Source organism: Paraburkholderia sp. ZP32-5, assembly GCF_021390495.1.
GTDB lineage: Bacteria > Pseudomonadota > Gammaproteobacteria > Burkholderiales > Burkholderiaceae > Paraburkholderia.
Genome location: NZ_JAJEJP010000002.1, coordinates 2,016,722 through 2,028,232 on the forward strand (window position 1 = coordinate 2,016,722; position 11,511 = coordinate 2,028,232).

Annotated in this window: 11 protein-coding genes; 8 read left to right on the forward strand and 3 right to left on the reverse strand. The window is 62.7% G+C overall.

All coding sequences use genetic code 11. The annotated features are described in order from the left end of the window. The first annotated feature begins 116 nt into the window (after window positions 1–116). The gene (locus L0U82_RS27700; protein WP_233836140.1) at window positions 117–1,658 is read left to right on the forward strand and encodes a methyl-accepting chemotaxis protein; all 1,542 of its coding nucleotides are present in this window, start codon (window positions 117–119) and stop codon (window positions 1,656–1,658) included. A gap of 580 nt (window positions 1,659–2,238) precedes the next feature. Continuing rightward, window positions 2,239–3,987, forward strand: a complete 1,749-nt coding sequence (locus L0U82_RS27705) for a peptidoglycan D,D-transpeptidase FtsI family protein (protein WP_233836142.1) — start codon at window positions 2,239–2,241, stop codon at window positions 3,985–3,987. 102 nt (window positions 3,988–4,089) lie between these two features. Here the strand turns inward: L0U82_RS27705 and L0U82_RS27710 are convergent, their stop codons facing one another. Continuing rightward, entirely contained in the window at window positions 4,090–5,235 is a 1,146-nt protein-coding gene (locus L0U82_RS27710) for a GGDEF domain-containing protein (protein ID WP_233836144.1), read from the reverse strand. A gap of 374 nt (window positions 5,236–5,609) precedes the next feature. Here L0U82_RS27710 and L0U82_RS27715 point away from each other — a divergent pair, with 374 nt between their 5' ends. Continuing rightward, a complete protein-coding gene (locus L0U82_RS27715; protein ID WP_233836146.1) occupies window positions 5,610–5,864 on the forward strand; it encodes a DUF2866 domain-containing protein in 255 nt (84 codons plus the stop codon). 40 nt (window positions 5,865–5,904) lie between these two features. Here L0U82_RS27715 and L0U82_RS27720 read toward each other — a convergent pair whose 3' ends face one another. Beyond that, window positions 5,905–6,522, reverse strand: coding sequence for a 2-hydroxychromene-2-carboxylate isomerase (locus tag L0U82_RS27720; RefSeq protein ID WP_233836149.1), 618 nt, complete (start codon window positions 6,520–6,522; stop codon window positions 5,905–5,907). Window positions 6,523–6,892: 370 nt separating this feature from the next. On the opposite strand from L0U82_RS27720, the gene L0U82_RS27725 reads away from it, so the two are divergent. Further along, a complete protein-coding gene (locus L0U82_RS27725) occupies window positions 6,893–7,261 on the forward strand; it encodes a hypothetical protein (RefSeq protein WP_233836150.1) in 369 nt (122 codons plus the stop codon). Window positions 7,262–7,368: 107 nt separating this feature from the next. On the opposite strand, the gene L0U82_RS27730 is transcribed toward L0U82_RS27725, so the two are convergent. Continuing rightward, window positions 7,369–7,995: a LysE family translocator gene (locus tag L0U82_RS27730; RefSeq protein WP_233836151.1), complete on the reverse strand. Its 627-nt coding sequence runs from the start codon at window positions 7,993–7,995 to the stop codon at window positions 7,369–7,371. Between the two features lie 112 nt (window positions 7,996–8,107). Here L0U82_RS27730 and L0U82_RS27735 point away from each other — a divergent pair, with 112 nt between their 5' ends. The 4 genes from L0U82_RS27735 (at window position 8,108) to L0U82_RS27750 (ending at window position 11,505) form a co-directional block, all read left to right on the forward strand. Further along, window positions 8,108–8,743 (forward strand): IMPACT family protein, encoded by a 636-nt coding sequence (locus L0U82_RS27735; protein ID WP_442793671.1) that lies wholly within the window; start codon window positions 8,108–8,110, stop codon window positions 8,741–8,743. A gap of 227 nt (window positions 8,744–8,970) precedes the next feature. After that, window positions 8,971–9,546, forward strand: coding sequence for a hypothetical protein (locus tag L0U82_RS27740; protein ID WP_233836153.1), 576 nt, complete (start codon window positions 8,971–8,973; stop codon window positions 9,544–9,546). Between the two features lie 115 nt (window positions 9,547–9,661). Next, window positions 9,662–10,282 (forward strand): LysE family translocator, encoded by a 621-nt coding sequence (locus L0U82_RS27745; protein ID WP_233836154.1) that lies wholly within the window; start codon window positions 9,662–9,664, stop codon window positions 10,280–10,282. A 245-nt stretch (window positions 10,283–10,527) separates the two neighbouring features. Continuing rightward, window positions 10,528–11,505 carry a 2-dehydropantoate 2-reductase gene (locus L0U82_RS27750; protein WP_233836155.1) on the forward strand — a complete coding sequence of 326 codons (978 nt, stop codon included), beginning with the start codon at window positions 10,528–10,530 and terminating at the stop codon, window positions 11,503–11,505. Window positions 11,506–11,511 lie beyond the last annotated feature (6 nt).

Consider the following 11,511-nt stretch of genomic DNA (forward strand, 5'->3'; position numbering starts at 1 on the left):
TCCAAAAAAACGGGTATCCCCTGCCCTGAATTAATACCGCGCGATGCCGTAAACAGGGAAAGCGGTAAATAGACCGCATTTAATCGACCCGAGAGGCGAAAGCCCAATTTCCTGCTATGACTCTGAACCGAAAACTGGCTTCGATGATTGCCATCCTGTGGGTCGGCCTGATCCTGATCGGCAGCTTTGGCGCGTGGCAGAACCGCGCGTCGATGATCGCCGACCGGCGCGACCAGCTACGCTCGCTGATCGATCAGGCTAATCATGTCGTTGCCCGTTATTACCAGCTCGCGCAGCAGCACACGCTGTCCGAGGACGAAGCCAAAAAGCAGGCGCTCGCGGACATTGCGGCGATGCGCTACGGCACCGACGGCTATATCTCCGTCAACGATTCGCAGCCGGCCATGGTGATGCATCCGATCAACCAGAGTCTGCTCGGCAAGAATCTCGCGCAGTTCACCGATCCGGCGGGCAACCATCTGTTCGTCGATATCGTCAACGCGGGCAATCACGAAGGCGGCGGCTTCGTCGATTATCTGTGGGCCAAGCCGGGCAGCGAGAAGCCTGTCGCGAAGACCAGCTACGCGGCGCACTTCACGCCATGGGACTGGTATCTGGTGACCGGTGTGTATATGGACGACGTGCAAAGCGCGTTCTATCGCAACCTGCTGAGCTGGCTCGCCATCACCGTGACGCTCGGCGCGCTCGCGACGGTCGTGATGCTGCTGGTGCTGCGCAGCATCCGCCGCTCGCTCGGCGGCGAACTCGAAGTCGCCGTCGAACACGCGCAACTGATGGCGCAAGGCAATCTGGCGGCGCGCGTGCCGGTCGCGCCGCACGACACCGGTAGCCTGCTGCATGCGCTGCACACGATGCAGGCGGGCCTCGTCGATACGGTGTCGCGCGTGCGTCAGGGCACCGAGAACATCAACGTCGGCGCGAACGAAATCGCCGCCGGCAACACGGATCTGTCGCAGCGCACCGAGGAGCAGGCGGCCGCGCTGGTCGAAACGGCGTCGAGCATGGACCAGATGACGGTCAACGTGAAGCAGAACGCGGACAGCGCCGCGCAGGCCGCGAGCCTCGCAAGCGAAGCTGCCGGTGTCGCCACGCGCGGCAGCCTCGTCGTCGAGGACGTGGTGCGCACGATGGGCGAGATCACCGCGAGCTCGCGGCAGATCGGCGACATCATCGGCGTGATCGACGGCATCGCGTTCCAGACCAATATCCTCGCGCTCAACGCGGCCGTCGAAGCGGCCCGCGCGGGCGAACAGGGACGCGGCTTCGCGGTGGTCGCCTCCGAAGTGCGCAGCCTCGCGCAGCGCTCGGCGACGGCCGCGAAGGAAATCAAGGCGCTGATCGAAACCTCGACCCACACCGTCGAAACCGGCGCATCGCAGGTCGCGAACGCGGGCGCGACGATGGGCGAGATCGTGCAGTCGGTGCGGCGCGTCAACGAAATCCTCGAGGAGATCAGCCACGCGTCGCGCGAACAGAGCGCGGGCATCGAGCAGGTCAATCGCGCGGTCGGCGAAATGGATCAGGTGACGCAGCAGAATGCGGCGCTCGTCGAAGAGGCCGCGGCGGCCGCGCATTCGCTGAAGGATCAGGTTGGTGTGCTGCGTGAGGCGATTGGGAGTTTTGCGTTGCCGGCTTGAGGCTGGATTGAGCCGCGGATGCACGCTAGCTCGGGTGCCGGTTGGGGCTAACTACTGGTGAGGGACTGCCGACCGGTGGTTACGGTTGCTGGCTAGCGGCTGCCGTCTAACGGCCAGCGGCCGCCTGTTGCCGGCTGACAGTCAGCGCCAAACGTCTAGCGGCTAGCGGCGCCACGAGCGCTAGCGCATCCCGTCCACCGGCCCACAAAAAAGAAGGCGCTCCACAGGCCGGGAAGCGCCTCTTTAACACGCCGCGTCGTTGTCGACGCATCAATCGAACGAGTCAGCCGCGCGGATTTTTCAAGTCCGTGCGGCTTTTTGTTTTCGGCGCGGGCATGGCATTCGCGTCGGCGTTCTTTCTTCCACGCGTTCCGCCGTTGCCTCGATTCAAATTCAACGCCTTTCATAACGCTCGCGATTAAATTACGTTTTATTTACAATCGACCGACGACGGTCCTTGCTCGCAGCCACCCGATAGCATCGAACACCAGGCACATGCGCTGCCCGCAACGACCGTCACTCCCCCGCCTCCCATCATCCCGGCGGCCTCGCTCCATCGAGACGTCCGTTATCCGCGCCCATGATCCGCCAGAAGAAACCGCAGTCGCACGATCCCTACGCTCCCGCCGCAAAGAACCCGCTGCTCGTCGCGCGCCTGCCCGCGTGGCGCTCGAAGTTCGTCGTGTTGCTGATGTTCGGTGCGTTCGGCGCGCTCGCGGCCCGCGCGTTCTGGGTGCAGGTCGTGAACCAGGATTTCTACGTCGACCAGGGGCAGAAGCGCTATCAGCGCACACTCGAACTGGATGCGATGCGTGGCCGCATCGTCGATCGTCATGGTTCGATGCTCGCGGTCAGCCTCGCGACTTACGAGATCTGGGCGACGCCGAAGCTGATCGACGAAGCCGCATTCACACCGCTCGCAAAGCTGCTCGATCTGCCGCTCGCAGAACTGCGCAGACGCTTGAACGGCGAGCGCAGCTTCGTGCTGCTCAAGCGTCAGGTCGATGCCGGGACCGCCGCGCATCTGGCGCGCCTCGGCCTCGCCGGCATCACGCAGATCGCCGATTCCAAACGCTTTTATCCGGAGGGCGAATCGGCCGCGCACGTGGTCGGCTTCACCGATATCGAGGACAACGGCCAGGAAGGCGTCGAACTCGCGGCCAACGAGCGCCTGCAAGGCGTGCCCGGCCAACGTGAAGTGATTCGCGACCGGCTCGGCCGCGTCGTCTCGGAGACGCGGCCGCTCGTACCCGCGCGCAACGGCGACACGATTCACCTGACGATCGACCGGCGCATCCAGCAGCTCGCGTACGCGCAACTGAAGGCCGCCGTCGCGCAGCATCGCGCCGAAGCGGGCAGCGTGGTCGTGCTCGATGCGCGCAACGGCGAGATTCTCGCGCTCGCCAACTATCCGAGCTTCGATCCGAACGACCGCGCGCGGCTCAGCGGCCGGCAATTGCGCAACCGCGCGGTGATCGATACGTTCGAACCGGGTTCGACGATCAAGCCGCTCGTCGTCGCGCTGTCGCTCGATGAAGGCAAGGTGCGGCCGCAGACCATCATCGATACCGCGCCGGGCTGGTACCGGATCGGCCCGGCCGTGATTCACGACACGTCGAATCACGGCGCGATGAGCGTCGCCGAGGCGGTGCAGAAGTCGAGCAATATCGCGCTCGCGAAGCTCGCGCTGAACCTGCCGGCCGAGACGATCTGGACCAAGTATCAGCAGTACGGGCTGGGCACGAAGCCCGAGCTGACGTTTCCGGGCGTGGCCGCGGGCAAGGTGCGGCCGTATCAACGCTGGCGTCCGATCGAACAGGCAACGATGGCATATGGCTACGGCTTGTCGGTGTCGCTGCTGCAGATCGCGCAGGTCTACACCGCGTATGCGGGCGACGGCGCGATGCAGCGCGTGAGCCTGTTGCGCGATCCGCACGATTCTCTCGATGCGCCCGTCGGCGCGACCTCCGCGGATCGCAGCCGGCAGGTCACGACGCCCGCGACCGCGCGCGCGATCCGCAACATGCTGGAAATGGCCATCGGCGTGGGCGGCACCGGGCGGGCGGCGGCGGTGCAAGGCTATCGCGTCGGCGGCAAGACCGGCACCGCGCGCAAGCAGATCGGCGCAACCTATGCGAAGAACCGCTATCGCGCGCTTTTCGTCGGCATGGCGCCGATGAGCGACCCGCGCCTGATCGTCGCCGTGATGATCGACGATCCGGCCGGCAAGGCGTTCTATGGCGGCACGGTGGCGGGGCCGGTGTTCAGCGGCGTGATGGGGGGCTCGCTGCAACTGCTTGGCGTGCCGCCGGATGCGGCGGGGGTTTGAGGCCTAAGCAGCGGGGCACGCGGTTGGCGTGGTTGGCGTGGCTGTTCCAGTGCCGGTTCGGGTTGCCCTTAGCGTTGCCGTCGGGGCTCGCTGAGGCTTCGTTTAGCGCACCGCCGGCTCCCCACCCGCCTCCACGATGGTCTCGATACGATTGCGTCCGTTGCGCTTGGCCTGATACATCGCGCGATCGGCCTCCTGCATCATCGTCTGCCCAAGCGACATCGCCTCGGCCGGCGCGCAGTTGACCACCCGCGCCGCCACCCCAATCGACACGCTCAGCGCAATGTGCGTGCCGTGATCGTCCGTTACATCGAGTCGCTCGACCGCGAGCCGCACCCGCTCCGCCACGGTCAGCGCGTCCGCGCGATCGCCTTGCAGCAGCGCGGCGAACTCCTCGCCGCCGTAACGCGCGACCGTATCGCCGAGCCGCACCTGCTGCCGCACGCAGGCCGCCACCGCGGCGAGCACGCGGTCTCCGGTCGGATGACCGTAGGTATCGTTGATGCGCTTGAAACCGTCGATATCGATAAAAAGACACGCAACCGGCACGCGATAACGCACCGCGCGCATCACCTCTTCGCGCAGCCGTTCATCGAAGTAGCGGCGATTGGCGAGGCCGGTCAGCGAATCGGTCATGCCGAGCTGCTTGAGCCGCTCGCGATGCGCGACGTTGTCGAGACTCGCCGTCACGATGCTCGCGAAGCGCTCCAGAATATCGGTGGCCATGCCCGCGCCGAAACGCGCGGGATCATCGCTGCCCAGGCACAGATAACCGCTGACGCTGGTGCCCGCGGCAAGCGGCAACAGGATCGCGCTCGCCGGCTCCGTCGCCGGCCCCCGAAGCGGCCCCTGAGCCGGCGCATCGCCGAACAACACACGAAGCGCGTCGTCAGCGACCTCGTGAGGTCTGCCAAGCCAAGGGCGGCCGTCACCGCACAACGCCTGCGCGGCGAAACCCGCCTCGCGCGACGTCTTCAGATTCGGCAGATCGAGCGCGTCCAGCGCATTCGGCTCGAGCAGCTCCAGCAGCATCGGCGCGCGGTCGTCGAGCCACAGCGTCACGCTCGCGAGAGAAAACTCCTGCGGCAGATGGCGAAACAGCGTGTCGAGAAACGATGCGAAATCCTGCGCGCCGATCAAGCGCAACTCGACGTCCTGGAAGCGGCGCAGCGTGCGCTCGTTGTGCTGCACGGTATCGACGAGCGAACGAAGGCGCTCGGAAAGCGGCGTTTGGGCGAGATTCGTCACGTTATCAGCCGGCGAGCCCGAAGGCGAAGCGGGGCGACGCCCCAACCTTACTGATAACGGCCAATGCGCGAAGGTCTTGAGGGCGGCAACGCGGCGCGACAATCAGCGCGTACGCTTAACGTTTGCATTCTCCCGGCTTCGCCGGTGTGCGCCCGCATTTTTCCCCACGCGCTTGCATTCACTTCCACTCGGTTACACGCGTTGACATTCGTTTGCGCAATCGTCGCGCTTCTTAAGTCTGGCTTAATTGTTCCCTGCAACTATGACGCTCATCCCCTGTTGAGCCGCCAGAACATCGGCGGCACTTTTTCTTGTGGGGATGTCAAGGACGCGCCAGAAACCGGCCACTGCCCGAGAAGAAAAGGACGCAAGTCATGGTTGAACAGAAGGTAGTCGAACACCTGCGTGCGATGCCCGGCCATGAATGGACTCGCCAGATTCACTCCTGCAAGGTTTCCGATCCGTTGCAACCGCCCTGGGGCCGCTCTTACCGGCTCGTCGAATGGACGATGAAACACGCACCCGAATCGAGCCGCCGCGTCGTTCCCGCCGAAAGTACTCCCCTCGAAATTGCTCAAGCCGTGGTGTCCCACGTGCCAGGTCGACGCTTCTGCCAGCCGGGCGACTGATTCGGGCATTTTTATGGCGCACCGCCGCGCCATCGCCGGACTAGCCACGCGGCGTCATCGAATCGCAGTAGTCAAGCGCATCTTCCAGTCTGTCATTCCCCCAGAACATTTCGTCGCCGACAAAAAATGTCGGCGCTCCGAATATGCCTTTATTTATGGCCGATTCGGTCTGCTCGCGCAGGCGCAGCTTATTGGCGTCGCTTTGCGCTTCGGCAATCAGACGTTGTGCGGGCAAACCGAGAGCATCGAGCGCTTCACTCACGACATCGATTGAGCCGATGTCGCGGTCATCGACAAAATTCAGTTGCATGATCTTGCGGCAATAAGCAGCCATCCATTGCTCGTTCGCACCGAGCACCGCGACGCGCATCGCGAGAAGCGCCGCGCGCGGAAATACGCTGGGACGCGTCAGTGCAAGACCGTATTTGCGGCATTGCCGCTCCATATCCTTCCATACATACGCACCCTTCTCTTTCTGCAATACGAACGGCGAGTTCTCGAAACCCATCTGACGAAACACCGGGCCAAGCAGAAAAGGACGCCACAGAACCTGCACGTGCCGCGCCGCCGCCAGCGCCTCGATACGCATCATGCTCAGATAGCTGTAGTTGCTGCCGAAGTCGAACCAGAACTCGATCGCGCGCGTAGCGCTATTCATGGACGGCGCAGCGGAAGAAACCGAAGAAGTTGTAGCGTCATTCACTGCTGTCTCCCGAATGGCCGGCGATGCGATTTCACGAGTGTTACCGCGGCGCACCTTGCAAACCTTAACAGTCATATGAAGCGCTTCTGCTTATGATGGGTTCTCCGCTTCATACGCCTTAACTACATCATGAATTATCCGTATGACCTGCTCACCGCGACCTTTCTGCTGATCATGGTTCTTTCGTCTGTGATTCTGCTCGCGTTGGCCTGAGTACACCGCGGGCAGCTTCCAGGGGATTCTCGAGCCCTTTGCCATCGCACGCATTTCCGTCGAAAAAGTCGAGCTATACTGTACGTATATACAGTGTTTTTCGTCTGAACAAATGCGTCTTCCCACCTTCGAGCCCCCTACGCTCGCCGAGCTGCGCATCTGGTGGCGCACGCGCGACGAGCATGCCGTTCAGCGGCTCATCCTCGAGATTCAGCGGCAACGTCTGACGTTGCTGGAACTGCGCACTCTGATCGACAACGGTGTGCAGCAGGCGCGCACCGCCGACCGCTCGCTCGTCGAACGCGGCGAACCGCTGATGACGCTGCGCATCCGGATCGCGCAGGAAGTACTGCGCGTCGGCGATATCGACGATACGCAGCATAAGAGCCGCGCCGAACAGGAAAGGCTTGCCGTGCGCGCGCAGAGCCAGATGGATCATGCAAGCGAAGGCCGTCTGCGCAGACAGCGCCGTAATATCTAGCGCCGCATGTGGCATAAACGCGCCTGTAACGCGTCACGAAAACGCATCACAAGCTCAACTCGGCGGCTTCGGTCAGCTTGCCAGCCACGAGCGCTATTGCCAGCAACTCAGCGCGTTTGCACCGCCACGCGCAAGCCGAGCGAAATGAACAGCACGCCGATTATCTTGTTCTGCCAGCGAGTCAGCCACGTCAAGCGCTTTACGAGTCTGCCCAACGGACGCATGGTCAGCACGATCAGCGTCGTATAGAGCGCGCTCATGCCGACGAAAATCAGCCCCAGCGTCACGAATTGCAGAAACGTCGAGCCATGCTCGGGACGCACGAATTGCGGCAGAAACGCGAGGAAAAACAGCGCGGTCTTCGGATTCAGTACTTCAGCGGGAATCGCCTGAAAAAACGCCTTCGAACCCGACACCGGCGCGACCGCCGGCAAATGCGCGCTCGCCTGCTTCTCGCGCAACGCGCGAATGCCCAGATAGACGAGATAGGCGGCGCCGACGAATTTCACCGCATTAAAGGCCAGCGCGGAAGTCATCAACAACGCGGAAAGCCCGACCGCGGCGCCCAGTGTGTGCACGAAATCGCCCGTCGCGATACCGAGGCCGGTCAGAATGCCGACCTTGCGGCCGCCGTGCATGGTACGCGTCAGCACCAGCAGCACGGCCGGTCCCGGAATCAGAAACAGGCCGAGCACAACGGCAACGAAAGTCCCCAACGTGGATAGGTCAAGCATGTCATCTCCTTGCGGACGCGCTGGATCGGTTCAATGGGCGCGCGTTCAGCGGCCCATTGTAGACGAACGCCGGAGGTTCGCCGCGCGCCCGCCACAGGGGCGATCCGTTACCATGGCGGGCACGGCGCCATTTGCGCGCCTTTATCGACTGACGTTTCCGCCTTTGCCCACCTATACCTTGCCCGCGCCGCTCACCGCGGAACTCGAGATTCGCAAGAGCCGCTTCATCGCGCACGCGATACCGGTTGCCGATCGCGACGCCGCGATGGCCGAATTGCAGCATCTGCGCGAACAACATCCGTCCGCGACGCATGTGTGCTGGGCGCTGCTCGCGGGCGGCCAGTCCGGCATGTCCGATGACGGCGAGCCCTCCGGCACCGCGGGCCGGCCGATTCTCGAAGTGCTGCGGCATCACGATCTGGACGGCGTACTGGCCGCCGTCGTGCGTTATTACGGCGGCGTGAAACTCGGAGCGGGCGGTCTCGTGCGCGCGTACACCGACGCGATCGCATCAGCGCTGCTCGACGCGCCGCGAGTCGAGCGGATCGCCCAGGTTTCGCTAGGCGTCGAAGTGAGCTATGCCGACGAAGCCAAAGTACGTAGATGGATGGATGCCGAAGCCTATGCACTCGTGGACAGCGCGTACGGCATGCTGGTGAAGATGACGATGCGCGTGCCCATCAATGCGGTTGACGACGCAAAACGGGCACTCATCGACATGACGCAGGGAAAGGCCGGTTTCTTCTGATCGCTTCGCGCCGGTATCCGTCGTGCCGGCATGCACCACACGGGTATCCACCATAAATGCAGCCCGGTATGATGGCCGGACCTGCCGGCCCGATCAGCGAATCAACAGACCAGAAGGTCCGGTTTGCAGGTCAACGGGTCCGGCTCACTGCTACCACGCAGTTCCCGACCGCGACGACTTCATTTGAAAGGCGAACTCCTCTGACTTCGACCGCAGCTTTCTCCAGCATGGCCACGCCAGCTTCGCCGTTGAGATCCGTCGCGCTCAAGGGGTGCGGCACCGTGCTGCTGCCGCTGATGCTCTCCGCCTGCTCGTGGTCATGGTTCGGCCTCAATAGCGGCGCGCAGCACGCGAGGACCCATGCAAGCGGCTCGCTCAGCGTCGCCCCGGCAAACGAATTCGTGTATCTGCCGGCGCGTGACGGCCATATTTCACCGAACCGCATCGAAAACACCGCGATGACCGGGCTCGTGCTCAAGGAAGACATCAATCAGGTCGTGCGCAACAGCGTCGTCAGCAGCCTGCGGATCGCCGGTTTGCGTATCGACGACAACCGTCGCGTGCTGAGCGGTTCCATTGAAACGTTTACGGTCGACGACACCCGCTCGCCGGCGCTCTGGACACTGAAGATGCACTACGTCGTGATCGATGCCGCGACGCAAAAAGTGATGTTTTCGACGACTCGCACCGTCAGGCAGAAGTCACCGAAATTCACGAGCAACACGATTGCGATCGAAGACACGGTCAAGCTGAGCGTCGACGCGTTGATCGGCGACCCCGGCTTCATCAAGGCAGTCAACTGATCTGCCCGCATGGCCGCTAAAAGCGCGGCGCTGTTTCGCTACAATCCGGCTACAGGCATCGCGCGCGATAGACCGCGCGACGCATCGTCATCATCCGTTCAGTGTGCGAGCCGTCATGTCCATTACCGCTTGGCTGTTCTTCCTGCCCGCCTGCTTCGCGATCAATCTCGCCCCTGGGCCCAATAATCTGCTGTCCATCAACGTGGCCGCGCGTCACGGTTTCGCGAAAGCATTCATCGGCGGCAGCGGCCGGCTGCTTGCATTCGCGATGATGCTCGCGCTCGCCGCGACCGGTCTCGCCGTCGTCCTGCATGCGTCGGAATGGATCTTTCTGGCGATCAAGCTGGCCGGCGCGGCCTACCTGATCTGGCTTGCGATCCAGTTGTGGCGCAGCGACGCGCCGGCCATCGATACGTCGCAACCGCAAGACGCCGCGCTCACGCGGATTGCGCGTCAGGAATTTTTCGTGGCGGCCGGCAATCCGAAGGCGATTCTGGTTTTCACCGCATTCCTGCCGCAATTCGTCGATGTCACGCAGCCGATCCTGCCGCAATTCGCCGCGCTCGGTGCGAGCTTTCTGGTACTCGAATGGGTCGCGATTGCACTGTACTCATGGGCCGGCATGTATCTCGGCAAATGGCTCGTGCGCGCGAAGATCCGCCGCTGGTTCAATCGTTGCTGCGGCGGTTTTCTGGCGGCGATCGGCGTGAGTTTTCTGCTGGTTCGGCGCGGATGAAAGTACGTGGCGGCAGCGGCATCGAAGCAGCAGAATGCACTAGCGCTTCTGTCGTGGTCCGTTGTGGTCTTTTGTGAATTGAATCCGCGCCCGCACTTCCATAAACGATAGCTAATACACGAAGGGAAAAACTTTAACTATCGGTATTCGTTTGTCGAACTTATCCTCCAGAAATAACTGTCGCCGCGGCTCGAAAAATGCGGTGCCACGCAAACGGCTTTTTTCATCGTCATGGGAGCGACATCATGAAGATCTGTGTCTTCGGAGCGGGAGCGATTGGCGGTTTGATGGGCGTGCAACTGGCGCGCGCCGGCGCGGATGTGAGCTTTATCGCGCGTGGCCCGCATCTGGCCGCGATGAAAGAGCATGGCGCGCGGCTGATCATGGACGGCGAAACGATCAGCGCACCGGTGCGCTGCACGTCCGATCCGCGTGAGCTCGGTGTGCAGGACCTGGTGATCATCACGCTAAAGGCGCATTCGCTGCCCGGTGTCGTCGATGCGATGCAGCCGCTGCTCGGCAAGCACACGGCGATCGTCACCGGCGTCAACGGCATTCCGTACTGGTACTTCTATCAGCATGGCGGACGCTTCGCCGGCACGCGGCTCACGAGCATCGATCCGGACGGCAGCCAATGGACCAAGCTCGGACCTGAACGCGCGATCGGCTGCGTGCTGTATCCGGCCGCAGAGATCGTCGAGCCCGGCGTAATCAAGCATGTGTATGGCAAGAAATTCCCGATCGGCGAACCGAGCGGCGAGCGCACACCGCGCATTCAGCAATTTCACGAGATCATGCAAGCGGCAGGTTTCGAAGCACCGATTCGCGACAACATTCGCGATGAAATCTGGCTCAAGCTGTGGGGCAATCTGTGCTTCAACCCGATCAGCGCACTGACGCACTCGACGCTCGATGTACTGACCAGCGATCCCGGCACGCGCGCGGTGTCACGCACGATGATGCTCGAAGCACAACGTATTGCCGAGCAGTTCGGTGTGAATTTCCGTGTCGACGTGGAAAAGCGCATCAATGGAGCGGGTGCGGTTGGCGCGCATAAGACATCGACATTGGTCGACCTGGAGAATCGCCGTCCGATGGAAATCGATCCGTTGCTGACAGTCGTGCAGGAAATGGGCCGTCTGGTTGCCGAACCGACGCCGACGATCGACGTAGTACTCGCACTGATCAAGCTGCGCGAGAAAATGGCCTTACAGGGCGCTTGAAACCAT

Bases quoted from the DNA above. Each gene is read 5' to 3' on its own strand.
- L0U82_RS27700 (WP_233836140.1), top strand. From the start codon at position 117: ATGACTCTGAACCGAAAACTGGCTTCGATGATTGCCATCCTGTGGGTC.
- L0U82_RS27705 (WP_233836142.1), top strand. From the start codon at position 2,239: ATGATCCGCCAGAAGAAACCGCAGTCGCACGATCCCTACGCTCCCGCC.
- L0U82_RS27715 (WP_233836146.1), top strand. From the start codon at position 5,610: ATGGTTGAACAGAAGGTAGTCGAACACCTGCGTGCGATGCCCGGCCAT.
- L0U82_RS27720 (WP_233836149.1), bottom strand. From the start codon at position 6,522: ATGAATAGCGCTACGCGCGCGATCGAGTTCTGGTTCGACTTCGGCAGC.
- L0U82_RS27725 (WP_233836150.1), top strand. From the start codon at position 6,893: ATGCGTCTTCCCACCTTCGAGCCCCCTACGCTCGCCGAGCTGCGCATC.
- L0U82_RS27730 (WP_233836151.1), bottom strand. From the start codon at position 7,995: ATGCTTGACCTATCCACGTTGGGGACTTTCGTTGCCGTTGTGCTCGGC.
- L0U82_RS27735 (WP_442793671.1), top strand. From the start codon at position 8,108: ATGGCGGGCACGGCGCCATTTGCGCGCCTTTATCGACTGACGTTTCCG.
- L0U82_RS27740 (WP_233836153.1), top strand. From the start codon at position 8,971: ATGGCCACGCCAGCTTCGCCGTTGAGATCCGTCGCGCTCAAGGGGTGC.
- L0U82_RS27745 (WP_233836154.1), top strand. From the start codon at position 9,662: ATGTCCATTACCGCTTGGCTGTTCTTCCTGCCCGCCTGCTTCGCGATC.
- L0U82_RS27750 (WP_233836155.1), top strand. From the start codon at position 10,528: ATGAAGATCTGTGTCTTCGGAGCGGGAGCGATTGGCGGTTTGATGGGC.